The 15683-nt window shown below is 66.4% G+C and carries 15 protein-coding genes; 5 read left to right on the top strand and 10 right to left on the bottom strand.

The genetic code is table 11. The annotated features are described in order from the left end of the window. From AC51GT_RS05200 to map, 3 genes are all read right to left on the bottom strand, one after another. Positions 1-822, bottom strand: a complete 822-nt coding sequence (locus tag AC51GT_RS05200) for an alpha/beta fold hydrolase (protein WP_496325305.1) — start codon at positions 820-822, stop codon at positions 1-3. A 78-nt stretch (positions 823-900) separates the two neighbouring features. Continuing rightward, a complete protein-coding gene (locus AC51GT_RS05195; protein WP_496328473.1) occupies positions 901-2418 on the bottom strand; it encodes a cobyric acid synthase in 1518 nt (505 codons plus the stop codon). A gap of 21 nt (positions 2419-2439) precedes the next feature. Further along, the gene (gene map, locus AC51GT_RS05190; protein WP_496325306.1) at positions 2440-3303 is read right to left on the bottom strand and encodes a type I methionyl aminopeptidase; all 864 of its coding nucleotides are present in this window, start codon (positions 3301-3303) and stop codon (positions 2440-2442) included. A gap of 95 nt (positions 3304-3398) precedes the next feature. Between map and AC51GT_RS05185 the strand changes: the two genes are divergently transcribed. From AC51GT_RS05185 to AC51GT_RS05175, 3 genes are all read left to right on the top strand, one after another. Then, positions 3399-4451: a heme/hemin ABC transporter substrate-binding protein gene (locus tag AC51GT_RS05185; protein ID WP_496328103.1), complete on the top strand. Its 1053-nt coding sequence runs from the start codon at positions 3399-3401 to the stop codon at positions 4449-4451. Between the two features lie 80 nt (positions 4452-4531). Next, positions 4532-5530, top strand: a complete 999-nt coding sequence (locus AC51GT_RS05180; protein ID WP_496328472.1) for a FecCD family ABC transporter permease — start codon at positions 4532-4534, stop codon at positions 5528-5530. Further along, positions 5527-6345: a heme ABC transporter ATP-binding protein gene (locus AC51GT_RS05175; RefSeq protein WP_496328102.1), complete on the top strand. Its 819-nt coding sequence runs from the start codon at positions 5527-5529 to the stop codon at positions 6343-6345. Before AC51GT_RS05180 ends, AC51GT_RS05175 begins: the two co-directional genes overlap by 4 nt. 131 nt (positions 6346-6476) lie before the next feature. On the opposite strand, the gene AC51GT_RS05170 is transcribed toward AC51GT_RS05175, so the two are convergent. The 6 genes from AC51GT_RS05170 to AC51GT_RS05145 all read right to left on the bottom strand — a co-directional run bounded on the left by AC51GT_RS05170 (position 6477) and on the right by AC51GT_RS05145 (position 13787). Further along, positions 6477-8294 carry a penicillin-binding transpeptidase domain-containing protein gene (locus AC51GT_RS05170; RefSeq protein WP_496328101.1) on the bottom strand — a complete coding sequence of 606 codons (1818 nt, stop codon included), beginning with the start codon at positions 8292-8294 and terminating at the stop codon, positions 6477-6479. Between the two features lie 61 nt (positions 8295-8355). After that, entirely contained in the window at positions 8356-9192 is an 837-nt protein-coding gene (locus AC51GT_RS05165) for a GNAT family N-acetyltransferase (protein WP_496325310.1), read from the bottom strand. A gap of 70 nt (positions 9193-9262) precedes the next feature. Beyond that, entirely contained in the window at positions 9263-10426 is a 1164-nt protein-coding gene (gene ispG, locus AC51GT_RS05160; protein ID WP_496328100.1) for a flavodoxin-dependent (E)-4-hydroxy-3-methylbut-2-enyl-diphosphate synthase, read from the bottom strand. Positions 10427-10484: 58 nt separating this feature from the next. Then, complete coding sequence (locus AC51GT_RS05155) at positions 10485-11690, bottom strand: M50 family metallopeptidase (RefSeq protein WP_496325312.1); 1206 nt, start codon at positions 11688-11690, stop codon at positions 10485-10487. Positions 11691-11716: 26 nt separating this feature from the next. Next, on the bottom strand, positions 11717-12883 hold the full coding sequence (gene dxr / locus AC51GT_RS05150; protein WP_496325313.1) for a 1-deoxy-D-xylulose-5-phosphate reductoisomerase: 1167 nt from the start codon (positions 12881-12883) through the stop codon (positions 11717-11719). A gap of 34 nt (positions 12884-12917) precedes the next feature. Beyond that, a complete protein-coding gene (locus tag AC51GT_RS05145) occupies positions 12918-13787 on the bottom strand; it encodes a sigma-70 family RNA polymerase sigma factor (RefSeq protein ID WP_496328099.1) in 870 nt (289 codons plus the stop codon). Between the two features lie 132 nt (positions 13788-13919). On the opposite strand from AC51GT_RS05145, the gene AC51GT_RS05140 reads away from it, so the two are divergent. Beyond that, positions 13920-14279, top strand: coding sequence for a DoxX family protein (locus AC51GT_RS05140; protein ID WP_496328098.1), 360 nt, complete (start codon positions 13920-13922; stop codon positions 14277-14279). Positions 14280-14300: 21 nt separating this feature from the next. Here AC51GT_RS05140 and puuE read toward each other — a convergent pair whose 3' ends face one another. Next, complete coding sequence (gene puuE / locus AC51GT_RS05135; RefSeq protein ID WP_496328097.1) at positions 14301-15242, bottom strand: allantoinase PuuE; 942 nt, start codon at positions 15240-15242, stop codon at positions 14301-14303. Between the two features lie 152 nt (positions 15243-15394). Between puuE and AC51GT_RS05130 the strand changes: the two genes are divergently transcribed. Beyond that, positions 15395-15649, top strand: coding sequence for a DUF2631 domain-containing protein (locus tag AC51GT_RS05130; RefSeq protein ID WP_496325317.1), 255 nt, complete (start codon positions 15395-15397; stop codon positions 15647-15649). The last annotated feature ends 34 nt before the right edge of the window (positions 15650-15683 follow it).

The following is a 15683-nucleotide window of genomic DNA, read 5'->3' as shown; positions in this document are numbered from 1 at the left end:
TCACCAGAGCGATGAACGCAGTGCGACCTCGCTGGCCACGGCGGCAGGGGCGTTCTGCGGGATCCAGTGGTCCATGCCCTCGAGCGCGGAGAAGCGGAAGTCGGAGTACACGAACCGGCCACTGGCCTCGGCCTGCTCACGTCCCAGGGCAGCGTCGCCGTCGCCCCACAGCACTGTGGTCGGCGCCTCGATCGGGCCACACGCGAGGTTGCCGCCGATGTCGCCGGTGAAGTTGGCGCGGTACCAGTTCAACGCCGCGGTCAGTGCCGGTCGCTCGGTCAGCGGCAGAACGCTGTCGTCCGGCACGAGATCCCGGAGGATCTTGGCGTTGTCGGCAAGCATCCCGTCCTCGGCTCCGGTCTTCACGAAGTCGAGGATGTACGCCGACCGTTCCCGTTGGTCCGTCGAGGCCAATGAGGCCGCGATGGCCGACGGATGGCCGACGCTGATCGCAACCAGTCCGGTCACCCGCTCCGGATGTTTCGACGCCAGATGCCACGCGACCAGCGAGCCGAGATCGTGGCCGACCACCATCGTGTAGCCGACGCCGAGTGCGTCGAGGATGCCGACCGCGTCGGCAACCAGATGCGCCAACTGGTAGTTCTCGGCGCCCTCAGGCCTGGCGCCGGCGCTGTAACCACGCTGGTCGGGAACGATCGTCCGGAGGCCGGAGTCGTGCAGCCGACCGACAACGAGGTCGAAACAGGCTCCGGTGGTCGGGAATCCGTGCAAGAGGAGTACGGACGGCCCGTTGTCCGGGCCACCGATCCGGACGTTGAATTCCAGGTCGCCCACAGTGATGCTGCGGTGTTCGATGCTCACCTGCGTCAGCCTACGTGCCGTGGCCCTCACCGCGGGTGAACTCGGCGGCGGATCCTCGATGCGTCGGGCCGATGCCGCTCAGGTCAACGCGGTCTTGATCACCGGCAACCCGGAGGGCGCCCCGTTGGCGATGATGTCGATCACGCGATCGACGTCGAGGTGTGTCTCGACCAGATCGGCGATCAGATCCAGTTGCGCCATACGAGCGCCGTCGAACGAGGTCCGGCCGGTCACAAAACCGTTCAGCCCGGCCTGCTTGGCCACCCGCCGCAGGTACTCCCGGCGGAACTCGTCGCACGCGAGCAATCCGTGCCAGTGCGTGCCGACGACGACTCCCGCGATGCTGCCCTCAGGACCGAAATCGTCATCGGTGAGCAGCACGGAATCGCCGCAGCTCACGACCCGACCGTGATGGATCTCATAACCCTGCACCGGCTTTCCGAACGCGGAACCGCTGACCTGGCGAAGGATCTTGTCGGTCTCGAACCGCACCCGCAGATTCAAAAGGCCCAGGCCCGGCACCGATCCCACGCCGCCCTCGATGTCGTCGACGATTTCCTGTCCGAGCATCTGATATCCGCCACAGATGCCGAGCACGGGCTTTCCCCCGCCGACCCGTTCGATCAGCGCCGTGTCGAGTCCGCGGGACCGCAACCAGGCGAGGTCGGAAACCGTGGCCTTGCTGCCCGGGAGCACTACAAGATCTGCCGCCGCCACCGCTGCCGCATCGTCGACCCACCGGACATCGACACCCGGCTCGCACGCCAGCGCCTCGACGTCGGTCGAGTTCGAGATCCGCGGCAATCTGATCGCGGCCACCGACAGCCGATCGGTGCCCAGCGCAGGGGCGGCCCGGCCAACCGGATGACCGACCACCGACGCCAGGGAATCCTCTGCGTCGAGCCACAGGCCCTCGGCAAAAGGCACCACACCCAATGTCGGCCGACCGGTGAGTTGTTCGAGCTGCACCAGTCCCGGCTCGAGCAGGGATACAGATCCGCGGAACTTGTTGATCACGAAGCCGGCGATCCTGGATTGATCGGACGGGCTCAGGCACGCGAGTGTGCCGAAGAGGTGGGCCAGCACTCCCCCGCGGTCGATGTCTCCGACCACCAGCACCGGCAGGTCCGCCGCCTGGGCCAGCCCCATGTTCGCGAGGTCGGAGCGCCGCAGGTTGATCTCGGCGGGAGAACCCGCGCCCTCACAGATCACCACGTCGAAATCATTACGCAGAGAAGCCAATTCATCCGCGACGATCTGCGCCAACGCCGCCCGACGGGTGTGATAGTCAGTCGCGCCGACGGTTCCGTCCACGCGCCCGCGGACCACCACCTGCGACTGATGGTCGCTGCCGGGTTTGAGGAGGATCGGATTGAATCGCACCGATGGCGCCAAACCGCAGGCGGCGGCCTGCATCGCCTGTGCCCGGCCGATCTCACCGCCGTCGAGGGTGACCGCCGAGTTGTTCGACATGTTCTGCGCCTTGAACGGCGCGACCAAGACGCCACGTCGATGCAGCGCCCGGCACAAACCGGCGACGAGCAGACTCTTACCGGCGTCGGAACTCGTTCCGGCGACCAGCAATGCGCCCCGGATCGGCTGCGGGGCCGGCACCGATCAGGCGTCCGGCAGGGTCAAGATCTCGGCGCCGGAGTCCGTGACAACCAGGGTGTGCTCGAACTGAGCGGTCCACTTCTTGTCAGCGGTCACCACGGTCCAGCCGTCGTCCCAGATGGTGTATTCGAGCCCGCCCAGATTGATCATCGGCTCAATGGTGAACACCATGCCCGGTTCGATCACGGTGTCGATGTTCGGCTGGTCATAGTGCAGGATCACCAGGCCATTGTGGAATGTCTCACCGATGCCATGACCGGTGAAGTCGCGGACCACGTTGTAGCCGAACCGATTTGCATAGGATTCGATGACCCGGCCGATCACGTTCAGTTCACGGCCCGGACGCACCGCCTTGATCGCTCGGGCGGTGGCCTCGCGCGTGCGGTCGACCAGGTCGACCACTTCCTGCGCCACATCCCCGGCCAGGAACGTCGCGTTGGTGTCTCCGTGTACCCCGTCGATGTAGGCGGTCACGTCGATGTTGACGATGTCCCCGTCCTCGATCACCGTCGAATCCGGGATCCCGTGGCAGATCACCTCGTTCAGCGAGGTGCAGCACGACTTCGGAAAGCCTTTGTAGCCCAGCGTGGACGGGTACGCCCCGTGGTCGATCATGTACTCGTGCGCGATGCGGTCGAGTGCATCGGTGGTCACACCCGGCGCGACGGCCTTGCCTGCCTCGGCGAGCGCATTGGCCGCGATCTTGGACGCCAGGCGCATCTTCTCGATGGTCTCCGGGGTCTGCACCCAGGGCTCATCGCCTTCTTTGGCGGTGGATTTCCATACATACTCCGGCCGAGCGATGTTGCTGGGAACCGGCAGTGTGGGTGAGATCTTCCCGGGGGCGAGGGCGGCACGAACTGGCATGCGCTCCAGCCTAGCCCGCGAAGGCGACCGCGCTGCCCGAGGCCACCAAACCATAAGTAAGGTTATGCTTACATACCTGCGAGATGGAGTGGCGAATGACACACAACCGGAGGCCCGGACTGCGCGGTCGCACAGCCGTCACCGCACTGCTGGTCGCCCTGACATGTGGATTGGCGGGCTGTTCGACGGCCCCGATCACCGACTCGGCCGTGACTTCGGCGGCACCCGACGAGTACCTGCGTTCGGGCACACAGACAGCGGTCATCGATGGACCCGTCGTCGAACCGGTGGCCGTCGACCCGACACCGGTCCTCCCCGTGACAGTCCCCTCCCTCGGCCACGGCGACGTCACCGTCACCGACGTCAGCCGGATCATCCCGATCGATCGCGGCGGAACGATCGCCAACATCGTCTACTCGCTGGGCCTGGGCCCCAATGTCGTTGCCAAGTCCCGCGCCGCCGGAATCCCCGAAGCCGAGAACCTGCCGGTGATCACCGACACCGGCCATTCGGTCAACATCGAAGCCGTTCTCCAGCAGAATCCGACCGTGGTACTCATCGACGAGTCGACAACACCGCCGGGAACGATCGACCAGTTGATCGCGGCGGGCCAGACCGTCGTGGTCCTGACCAGCGAGCGGACCATCGCCACCACCGGACCGATGATCCGGGATGTCGCCGCTGCGCTCGGGGTTCCCAAAGAGGGTGACCAACTCGCCACCCGCACCGCGGATCAGATCAAGGCCGCACAGGAACAGGTCCCCGACGACGCCCGCGGCGCGACGATGGCCTTCGTGTATCTCCGCGGACCGCGGCTGCAACTACTCGCCGGCCCCGGCTCCGGTGCCGATGACCTGATCTCCGCGCTCGGTGGTGTCGATGCCGGCACCGCCGCGGGCCTGAAGTCGGCATTCACCACCGTCACCACCGAAGCGATGATCAACGCCGACCCGGACGTCATCCTCGTGATGACCCAGGGAGCTGATTCGGTCGGTGGCATCGACGAGGTCGTCACGTTGCCGGGACTGTCCCAGACCGACGCCGGCCGCAACAACCGCGTGGTCCAGATGGATGAAGCCGAAGTCCTCACTTTCGGCCCCAACACCGGCCGGGTCATCGCCGCGCTTGCCGAGGCGATCTACCTGTGACATCCATCAAGGACCGCGTCGCCGCGCCCTCCGGCGGGCGGGCGATTCCCACTGCCCGCAACACGGCAATCATCGTCGCGATGCTGGTGCTGCTGGTCGTCCTGATCGGCTGGTCGGCATCCGTCGGCCAGGTCCGGATCCCACCCGCGGAGGTCTTCGGCTCGGTCATGCACCACCTCGGGCTCGACATCGGCCCGATGCCCAGCTCACCCAACGGTGAAGAAACCCTGTGGGCGGTGCGCTTCCCGCGGATCGTGATGGGTCTGCTCGTCGGCGCGACACTGGCGTGCGGCGGCTGCCTGCTGCAGGGCGTCCTGGCGAACCCACTGGCCGAACCCGGTGTCATCGGGGTGTCCGCGGGCGCGGCCGTCGGGGCCTGCATCGTCATCGTGTCCGGAGGTGTCTGGGCGAGCGTCTGGGGGCTGGCCGGGGCCGCATTCGTCACGGCGCTGATCACCGTGGCGCTGGTCTACACGCTGTCGCTGCGTGATGGCGCCACCTCGCCGGTGATGCTGATCCTCATCGGCATCGCGGTCAACGCCTTCGCCGCGGGCATCATCGCCTTCCTGACCTTCGTCGCCGACACCAACGACCGCGAACAGATCGTCTTCTGGCAATTGGGTTCGTTGCAGGGCGTCGGCTGGAAGCCGGTCTGGGTCGTCCTGCCGATCGCGATCATCGGCATCTCCCTGAGCATGCTGCTGGTCCGACGGCTCGACCTGCTCTCACTCGGTGAAATCCAGGCCGCGGCGCTGGGTGTCCGGGTCGAACCGGTGCGGCGCCTGGCGATCTTCCTGGTTGCGCTGTTGACCGCGGCGGCGGTCGCGTTCACCGGCATCGTGCTGTTCGTGGGACTGGTGGTGCCGCACGTGATGCGGCTGCTCGTCGGTCCACGCCACCTCATCCTGCTGCCCACCAGTGTCATCGGCGGCGCGATCGTGGTCTGTGCGGCCGATCTGGGATCTCGGACCCTGATCGAGGGCGCCGACCTACCCCTCGGTGTCCTCACCTCGCTGGTGGGCGGACCGGTGTTCTTCCTGTTGCTCCGGCGCAGCCGGCATGCGGGGGTCGGCTGGTGACTGTGCCCGCGCTCAGCGCATCCGGTGTCGGGGTGACGATCAATGGCCGACGCATCGTCGAAGGCATCGACCTCGAGTTGCACCACGGCGAGATCATCGCGCTGGTCGGACCCAACGGGTGCGGCAAATCGACGCTGCTGTCCGGGCTCACCGGTCTGCGACCGTTGTCGGCGGGAACCGTGACCCTCGACGGCACCGACCTGAGCAAGATCGGCGCGCTTGAACTGGCCCGCCTGCGGGCGCTGGTCACCCAGTCGGGACGCACCGATATCCCTTTCCTCGTCCATGAGGTGGTCGAGATGGGCCGATTCCCATGGAGTCGGACGCCGGAGGCCGCCGAGTCCGCGGCGATCATCAACGAATCGATGACCGAGTGCGACCTGCTCGAGATCCGGGACCGGCCCTTCAGCCAGCTGTCCGGCGGGCAACAGGCCCGGGTCGCCCTTGCCCGCGCACTGGCCCAGCACTCGAACATCCTGATGCTGGACGAACCGACCGCCGCGTTGGACATCCACCACCAGGAACGTGTGCTGGGTCTGCTCTCGAAACGCCGGTCCGCCGGTGCAGCGATTCTCATGGTCGTCCATGATCTGTCGCTCGCCGCGGCCTATGCCGATCGGGTGCTGCTGATGAAGGCCGGAAAGCTGGTGGCGGCCGGTCCCACCGCGTCGGTGATGACCGCCGAACTCCTGTCGACGATCTACGACCACCCGGTACTGACGTGGAAACATCCCGAAACCGGTCAGCTGGTGGTTCTGCCGGACAGGTCACACACCTCGACACGTCACCCGGGCCGGCGAGACACTCCCCTCTAGTGCCCCGCCGACCCGAGTCATGATCTGACGCCGGTGATCCGTCCACGGTTCCACTGACAGCGGAATCCGCAAATGGCGGCGATCTCGGAGATTATAGGCAGGGCGTCTTTTAGAAAGCCAGTACGTGGCGGTCACTCAGGTAGAACCGCGAGCATTTCGTGGGTTACGGCCACGGCGTTGTCGGAACTGCCACCGAGCACGACCAGCGTCGCAAACGCCAGGTCACCGCGATATCCGGCGAACCAGGCATGCGATCCGCCGGCGACCTCCGCCTCACCGGTCTTGCCGTAGACCACCCCGAGATCCGCCATCCGCAGCGCTGTCCCGGACGCGATCACCTCGCGCATCATCGGACGGATCCCATTGATCGCGTCGGCATCGGCCGTCGGATGGGGACCGGCGATGGTGGTGTCCCGGCCCAGGATGAGCTGCGGAACCGGTGTCGAACCATGGGCCACGGTCGCTGCCATCATCGCCAGACCGAACGGACTGGTGAGCACCTTGCCCTGACCGAAACCGTCCTCGGTCCGCTGCACGAGGTCCGGCGCGATGGGCACCGACCCCGAATCGAGCGGTAGTCCGACCACCGAATACTCCGGTCCGATGCCCATCGATGCGGCGGCCCGGGTCAGGTCGGACGGACCCATCTGACTGGCGAGTTCGGCAAATGTGGTGTTGCAGGACCGGGCGAAAGCAGTCTGCATCGGCACCACCCCGAGTGCGAAGCCGTTGTAGTTGGGCACGCTTCGTTCGCCGATGGTGATCTCGCCCGGGCAACCGACCATGGTCGACGGTGTCGCCAGACCGGTCTCCATCGCCGCGACCGACGTGACCACCTTGAATGTCGACCCCGGCGGGTAGAGGCCGATCGTCGCGATCTGCCCGTCCTTGTCGGCGAGCTCGTTCTGGGCGACCGCCAGGATGCGTCCGGTGGAAGGCTGGATGACGACCATGGCCACCTGGAAGTCGTTGCGGGTGTTGACCGCTCGTTGCGCCGCCTCCTGCACCTGGCGCGACAGGCTGATCTCGACCGACGGCGCCGGGTCCGGAGGTGTCCGGGCCAGGACACCGGCGTCTGCCCCATTGGGATTCACGGAGACGACCTGCCAGCCGGCGTCTCCGTCAAGATCCTTCGAGACCTCTTTCTTCACCTGTGCCAGCAACGCCGGCGCGAAGTCGGGGTTGGGTGCCACCAGATCGGCCTGTTCGATCGCGTCGACCCCGGGCAACCCGGCCAGCCGGTCGCGCACCAGGTCGAAGTCGCGCTCGGTCAGCGTGATCACCGAATACGGGCCATCACGTCCGGTCGCCTGCTCAGCGATGACCTGCGCGGACATGCCCGGTTCGAATCTGCCCAACGCGTCGGCGAGCACGCTTGCCGTGGATGCCACCGCATTCGACTCGGCGGCCACGGCTGCGTCGAACTGGATGATGTGCACCGTTCCGGGGACCAGCACATTGGTCCCGTCGCTCTCGCGCACCGGGGCCCGGTCAGGTGTGAGGGTCCGCAGCGACATCGTCTGGGTGCCGCCGAGCTGTGGGTGGATGGCCGTGGGAACCCAGCGCACGACCCAGCCGGCGTCCGTCCGGGACATCTGCAGGGTCGCCGAGTACTCCCAGCTCTGTTCGCCGGGAAGTTCCCAGGTGTAATCGGCATGGACAGTTGCGGTGTCGCCGGTGATCTTGACCTGCCCGGCGTCGGCCGACATGTCACTCGCACGCAGCCCGTCCCAGGTGGCGCTCACCGCGTTTGCCGCCGGATCGGGACGGTCGGTCGACTGCCCCGCCCGCTCGGGATCGTTGTCGGCAAAGGCGTTCAGGAAGCGCTGTGCGGCCGCACCTGGCCCGTTGTCGTCGGCGGCACAGGCCAGGGCAGTACCCGACAAGGCGACGGTGGTGACAACAACCACAAACATCTGGACCGGCCAACGGCGCGCGAAACCTATCATCACCGGTCATGCTATTTGCGTGGCGCACCCGAACCCGGTTGCCACGCAGGAAAATCCGTGGTCAGTCGACCAAAACCGTCGCGAAAGTGCCGACCTCGTGCATCCCGACCCGCCGATAGGCCTCGCGCGCGGCGATATTGAACGAATTGACATACAGGCTGGCGGTTCTTCCCCCACAGACGATCGCCTCGACCACCGCGGCCGTGCCTGCCGTGCCAAGGCCCAGTCCCCGCTTGTCCGGAGACACCCAGACGCCCTGGATCTGGCCGACACTGCGAGATAGCGCGCCGACCTCGGCCTTGAACACCACTTCGCCGTTCTCGAACCGTGCATACGCCCGGCCGGCATTGATCAATCCGGCGATCCGCCGCCGGTACGAACGCCCGCCGTCGCCGGCGCAGGGGTCGACACCGACCTCCCCGATGAACATCTCCACCGCGGCGGGCAGATAGGCATCGATCTCGTCGAGACGGACGCGACGCACCTGCGGGTCACCGGCGATCGCCGGTTCACTCGCCATCGCCAAAAGTGGCTGACTGGAACGGATTTCCCGGGCCGGACCCCAGTATTCGCTGGTGTACTCCCACAGTGGCATCACCAGATCGGCCGGACCGACGATCGAGGAACACGCCCGCGGGTTGCGGACCGCCCGTTCGGCGAAGACCTGGACATCGTCGGCGGTCCCGAACAACGGCACCAGGTTGGCACCGGAGAAACACAGCGACGACATCGGCTGATCGTTGCTCCACAATTCGCCGCCGAGGGATCGCGGGTGGATACCGTGGTCTTCGACCCGGGCCGCCACCATGCAGGAAGCCACCGGGTCCTGGGCCAGGGCATGGGTCACCGCGTAAAAATCCCGCTCACCGAGCGGACGGTCACCCAACAGCTTCAGCACCGCAGCTCCCAGGGTCGCAACAGACGATTACGCGTACTCACGTCATTCTGCCAGCCCGGTGCGTGCCCGGTCAGCTCACCGTGACAATCGGTGCACCTGATTCGGATTCGCCGGCGGCTTCGGCGATCCGCATCGCCTCTTCGATGAGGGTCTCCACGATCTGCGCCTCGGGGACGGTCTTGATGACCTCACCCTTGACGAAGATCTGACCGCGGCCGTTACCGGAGGCGACACCGAGATCGGCCTCGCGGGCCTCCCCCGGTCCGTTGACCACGCAACCCATCACGGCCACGCGCAACGGGATCTCCATGCCCTCGAGTCCGGCGCTGACCTCTTCGGCCAGTTTGTAGACGTCGACCTGCGCACGACCACACGACGGGCACGAGACGATCTCGAGTTTGCGCGGGCGCAGGTTCAGGGACTGCAGGATCTGGTTTCCGACCTTGATCTCCTCGATCGGCGGGGCCGACAGGGAGACGCGGATGGTGTCGCCGATGCCCTCGGCCAGCAGCGCACCGAACGCCACGGCCGATTTGATCGTGCCCTGGAACGCCGGTCCGGCCTCGGTGACACCCAGGTGCAGCGGGTAGTCGCACGCGGCCGCGAGCTGCCGGTACGCCTCGACCATGATCACCGGGTCGTTGTGCTTGACCGAGATCTTGATGTCGCCGAAACCGTGTTCCTCGAACAGGCTCGCCTCCCAGAGCGCCGACTCGACCAGAGCCTCCGGTGTCGCCTTCCCGTACTTCTTGAGCAGTCGCGGATCGAGTGACCCGGCGTTGACGCCGATCCGGATGGGGATCCCGGCCGCACCGGCCGCCTTGGCGACCTCTTTGACCCGGCCGTCGAACTCCTTGATGTTGCCGGGGTTGACCCGCACCGCCGCGCAACCGGCGTCGATGGCCGCGAAGATGTACTTCGGCTGGAAGTGGATGTCGGCGATGACCGGGATCTGCGACTTCTTGGCGATCGCCGGCAACGCTTCGGCGTCCTCGGGACGGGGACAGGCCACGCGGACGATGTCACAGCCCGAGGCGGTCAGCTCCGCGATCTGCTGCAGCGTCGCATTGATGTCGTGGGTCTTGGTGGTGGTCATCGACTGGACCGACACCGGGTGGTCGCTGCCCACCGGGACCGAGCCGACCTGGAGTTGGCGGGTCTTGCGGCGGGGCGCGAGTACCGGCGGCGGCGCGGACGGCATGCCCAAACCGATAGCGATTCCGTCTGCACTCATCGTTTTGTCACTTCCTGATCTGTATGGGGGCTGAACTGTGAAGCGGGGACGGCTGCGACTAGAACGCCTTGATGGGGTTCACGATGTCGGCGGTCAGTGTCAGGGCCATGTATCCACCCATGATCACCAGCACGACATACGTGATCGGCATCAGTTTCATGTAATCGACGGGCGGTCCGGCGGCCAGGCCACGGGCGCTGCGCAACGCGTTGCGCACCTTCTCGTAGCCCACGATCGCCATGTGCCCACCATCCAAGGGTAGTAGCGGGACCAAATTGAACAGTGCCAGGAAGAAGTTGATGCTGGCCAACAGGAAGATGAAGAACCACCACACGCCGTGATCGGCCGCGTCGCCGCCGATGACGGAGGCACCGACAACGCTGACCGGGGTGTCGGCAGCGCGTTCGCCGCCGGTGACCGACGTCCAGAGGTCGCTGATCTTCGAGGGCAGCGAGATCAACGATTCCCAGGTCCGCACCATCAGGTCGCCGGTGAAGCCGGCCGCAGCCGGTACGGCGCCGAGCGCCGACGGATATTTCCAGCCACTGTCGTAGCCGATCCCGACCATCCCGATTTCCTTGGTCGTCTGCACGCCTTGTTCATCGGTCACGGTCGCGGTCACCGGTTGTGGCGTGACGACGACCTCACGCTCGGAGCCATCGCGCTCGACGGTCAGGGTCACCGGATCCGTACCGGCGCGCAGGACCTCGCTCAGCTCGGTGGTGCTGCTGATCTTCTCGCCGTTCGCGGCCACCACGGTGTCACCGACCTGAAGACCGGCCTGCTCCGCCGGACCCGCGCCCGTGCAGGGAGCCAGTTCGTTGTTCTCGATGGTCGTCCCGACACACGACAGCGAGCCGACCTTCGCCGGCAACGTCTCGTTGAGGCTCGGCAGACCCCAGGCGATCGCCATGATGACGATGAGCACGAAGCCGAGGATCAGGTTCATCGCCGGACCGGCGACGAGTACGACGAGCCGCTTCCACGGCTTCTGCTTGTACATCGCCCGGGACTCGTCTTCCGGGGCGACCTCGTCGTGAGTGGTCATACCGGCGATATCGCAGAATCCGCCCAGCGGCACCGCCTTGACGCCGTACTCGGTCTCGCCCTTGCGGGTCGACCACATCGTCGGTCCGAAGCCCACGAAGTAGCGGCGCACCTTCATCCCCGTGCGCTGCGCGGCCCACATGTGGCCACATTCGTGCCAGGCGATCGAGGCCAGTAGGCCGAACGCAAAGAGCACCACGCCCAAGACGAACATCATCGGTCGTACTTACCCTTCTGGATCATTTAGCGGCGCGCGCCGGCAACGAGCGCGGTAGCGCGTTTCCGTGCCCAGGCATCGGCCGCAAGAACGTCATCCACCGTACCTGGGTCGGCGGACCACTGATCCGCCTCGCCGAGCACCTCACCCACGATCCCGACGATCCGCGGGAACGTGATCTCACCGGCGAAGAAGCCATCGGCAGCGGCCTCGTTGGCGGCGTTGAACACCGCGGTCAGGCACCCACCCCGGGTCCCGGCCTCCCGGGCCAGGTCGATCGCCGGGAACACGGCGTTGTCGACGGGCGCAAAAGTCCAGGTGCTCGCCTGGCTGAAGTCACAGGGCGCGGACGCACCGGCGATCCGGTCCGGCCAGCCCAGCGCCAGCGCGATCGGCAGTTTCATCGAGGGCGGCGACGCCTTGGCGATGGTCGCCCCGTCGATGAAGGTGACCATCGAATGCACGATCGACTGCCGATGGACCGTGACATCGATGCGGTCGTACGGAACACCGAACAACAGGTGCGCCTCGATCACCTCGAGTGCCTTGTTCACCAGCGTCGCCGAATTGAGTGTGATCATCGGGCCCATGGACCAGGTCGGGTGCTTGCCCGCCTGCTCCGGCGTGACATCGGCCAGTTGTGTTGCGTCCCAGCCGTAGAACGGTCCGCCGGAGGCGGTGAGCACCAGCCGGTCGACCTCGTCGGCGGTGCCGCCGCGCAGACATTGCGCGATCGCCGAGTGCTCGGAATCGACTGCGACGATCTGACCCGGCGCCGCCGCGGCCAGCACCAGCGCGCCGCCGGCGACCAGTGATTCCTTGTTGGCCAGAGCCAGCCGCGCACCGGAGGCCAGCGCGGCCAGTGTCGGGCGCAGACCGAGCGAACCGACCACCGCGTTGAGAACGACATCGGCCTCGACGTTCTCGATCACCTCACACATGGCGTCCGGCCCGCTGCGGATACCATCCACACCCGCCAGCGCGGCGACCTTGTCGGCCTTGTTCGGGTCGGCCACGGCCACGGAAGTACCGGGCAGGCCGAGTTCGACGATCTGTTCGGCGAGCAGATCCACGTTTCCCCCACCGGCGCCGAGGCCGACCACCGTGAAGCGGTCCGGGTTGGCGGCTATCACCTCCAGCGCCTGGGTGCCGATCGATCCGGTGCTGCCGAGGATGAGAACGCGTGTGGTCACCCCTCCAGTGTCCTCGATCGATGCAACTGTCACCTCACGTACCCGGCGAAGGGGCCGGCGAAATCCGTGCCGTGGCCAGGGTGCCGGCCAGGACAACTCGGATTTCGTGGATCACACCGCCCTCGATGGCGAACAGCATCGCCGCCGCGAGTCGCCCCCGGGGCGCGATGATCACGGCCGGATGCCCGTCGACCAGCGCGACGTCCGCGACCGCTGCCCGGTCGCGGAAGTACCGGGTCTGATCAGCGACGGCAGCACTGCCCCGGACCACCGCTGCCACATGCGCCGGCAGCAACGCGCTGTCGGCGATTCTCACCACATCGGGGGCCAGCAAGGTCAGAAGTGCGGCGATGTCGCCGCTGCGGGAGGCATCGAGATAGGCCTGCACCAGGGCCGTGTCGGCCACCGGAGCGATGTCCTCGGGCGCCGGCCGGACGCGAGAACGCGCCCGGCTGGCGAGCTTTTTCGCTGCGTCCGGTGATCGCTGCAACACCAGGGCGATGTCCTCGAACGGCACAGCGAACAGGTCGTGCAGCACGAAAGCCACCCGTTGCGCGGGCGAGAGCCGGTCCAAGACAACGAGCAGCGCGCGTCCGACGGACTCGACCCAGAGCGCCTCCGCCTCCGGCTCCGGCCCGCCGGCCGGCCGGTTCTCGAGTCGTTCGATGTCGACCTCGGCCCGCCGTTGCCGGCGTCGGAGGATGTCGAGTGCCTCGCGTGAGGTGACGGTCGTCAACCAGGCTGCCGGACGATCGATCGTCTCGGGTGTGGTGGACCGGGCCTTGATCCACGCCGACTGCAGCGCGTCGTCGGCGTCGTACAGATTCCCGGTGATCCGTTGAGCAACCGCGCGCAGGTGGACGCGGTGCACCTCGAACTGGGTGATCAGCAGGTCCGGATCCACGGAAGGTCACCTTTCGGGCGTCACCGGCGTCGAAGTGGTGCCGCCGGATACCCGGCGGCGACATCGGACGGAGTACCCGACCCGACCTTATGGCAAGTCGATCCGCAGCATCGCAGAGGACGTGAAAGATCCATGCACACAATCTATCTCGCCATTGCCGGCGTCACAGTCGCCATGAATGCGGCCGTGGCCGTCGCCGACTGGTTCCGAGCCCCCTTTGTCCTGGCCAACTCTTCGGAGGTGTCCGTCCCGGCCGCCTGGCTACCGTGGCTGGCAGTCTGTAAGGCGGCCGGAGCCCTCGGTGTCCTGATCGGGCTGGTCACGAACACACCACAGTTCGTCCTGGCCGCCTCTACCGGACTGGTCCTCTTCTTCGTCGGCGCCATGATCTTCCATGCCCGGGCACACGTGTTCCACAACATCGCGTTTCCCGGCTGCTACCTGCTCGCCGCAGGCGCAACACTGTGCTTGGCGATGACAGAGATCGGGTGACGTGATCGTCAGCACTCTGGTCTACCCGGTCGGCGGGTGGGTCGCGATCCAGTGCCGCGCGATGTCGATGCGACGCGTGATCCAGACCTTTTCGTGCGACTGCACGTGATCGAGGAAGCGTTCGAGGGCCGCGGTGCGCGCGGGACGTCCGGCCAGCCGGCAGTGCAGGCCGATCGAGAGCATCTTGGGTGCCCCGGCCTCGCCTTCGGCATAGAGGACGTCGAATGCGTCCCTCAGATGCGCGTAGAACTGGTCCCCCGACGGGAACCCGGCCGGCGATGCGTACTTCATGTCGTTGGTGTCGAGCGTGTAGGGCACCACGAGATGGTCGACCTGCGATTCGCCCACCGGAACCTTCACCCAGTAGGGCAGGTCGTCGGCGTAGCTGTCGGAGTCGTAGAGCAGGCCACCGTGTTCGACCACCAGTCTCCGGGTGTTCGGGGAGTCGCGGCCGGTGTACCAGCCCAGCGGCGCGGCACCGGTGAGTTCGGTCAGGATCTCCATGGCCTCGGCGATGTGTTCACGTTCGACGTCGGGCTCGGTGAGCTGGTAGTTCAGCCAGCGCAAGCCATGTGAGGCGATCTCGTCGCCGCGTTCGAGGAAGGCCGCCACGGCCTCGGGGTTGCGGGCCATCGCCTGTGCGACCGCGAAGATGGTCAACGGAAGCCCTCGGCGTTCGAACACCCGCAGCACCCGCCACAAACCGGCCCGCGACCCGTATTCGTACAGCGACTCCATGCTCATGTGCCGGTTCGGAAATGCGGTGGCTCCGGTCATCTCCGAGAGGAACGTCTCGCTCCCCTGATCACCGTCGAGGACGCTGTTCTCCGACCCCTCTTCGTAGTTCAGGACGAACTGGACCGCGACGTTCGCTCCGCCGGGCCAGCGCGGGTTCGGGGGTGTGGGGCCGTATCCGATCAGATCTCTCGGATAGTCGGCGCGGGCGTGATTCTCGATCGGCACCGGATCATTCTGGCACCGGCCCGGCAACGCCGCCGGTCGAGCGAGGCGCCGCGCCGAACATCCGGCATTGATGGGACCACAGCGGCCGGCCCCCATCCGGTCACGATATGCTCAGCGCAGCAAAAGTCGGATCGAAACCAGCAGGAGTAATCGTGGCCAGCACTGAGGTCGAGTACAAGCCCGAACCCGCGGAAGCGCCTTCAGCTCGGTTCGGCTGGCACGGCGAGGGCATCAAGACGTTCAAGATCGCCGCCTGGGTTTCGGTCGTCGCATTGCTCGCCATGATCATCGGTAACCACGAGGGCCATGTCGAGGATTTCTACCTGATCGGATTCGCCGCGCTGATCATCTTCATCCTCGTTCGCGACGAGATCGTCTCCCGCGGAAAGTGGAAGAAGCGCAAGTAGCACTTTGATCTACCCGACGGGGGTGGCGCGCCTA

Source organism: Williamsia sp. z34 (assembly GCF_059553395.1).
The sequence above is the reverse complement of the archived record's forward strand: the minus strand, read 5'-3'. Positions and strand labels throughout refer to the sequence as shown.

What these genes read in the sequence shown, in the direction of transcription:
- map (WP_496325306.1), bottom strand. Translation starts at nt 3,303, where the DNA reads ATGCCAGTTCGTGCCGCCCTCGCCCCCGGGAAGATCTCACCCACACTG.
- AC51GT_RS05185 (WP_496328103.1), top strand. Translation starts at nt 3,399, where the DNA reads ATGACACACAACCGGAGGCCCGGACTGCGCGGTCGCACAGCCGTCACC.
- AC51GT_RS05180 (WP_496328472.1), top strand. Translation starts at nt 4,532, where the DNA reads ATGCTGGTGCTGCTGGTCGTCCTGATCGGCTGGTCGGCATCCGTCGGC.
- AC51GT_RS05170 (WP_496328101.1), bottom strand. Translation starts at nt 8,294, where the DNA reads ATGATAGGTTTCGCGCGCCGTTGGCCGGTCCAGATGTTTGTGGTTGTT.
- ispG (WP_496328100.1), bottom strand. Translation starts at nt 10,426, where the DNA reads ATGAGTGCAGACGGAATCGCTATCGGTTTGGGCATGCCGTCCGCGCCG.
- AC51GT_RS05155 (WP_496325312.1), bottom strand. Translation starts at nt 11,690, where the DNA reads ATGATGTTCGTCTTGGGCGTGGTGCTCTTTGCGTTCGGCCTACTGGCC.
- AC51GT_RS05140 (WP_496328098.1), top strand. Translation starts at nt 13,920, where the DNA reads ATGCACACAATCTATCTCGCCATTGCCGGCGTCACAGTCGCCATGAAT.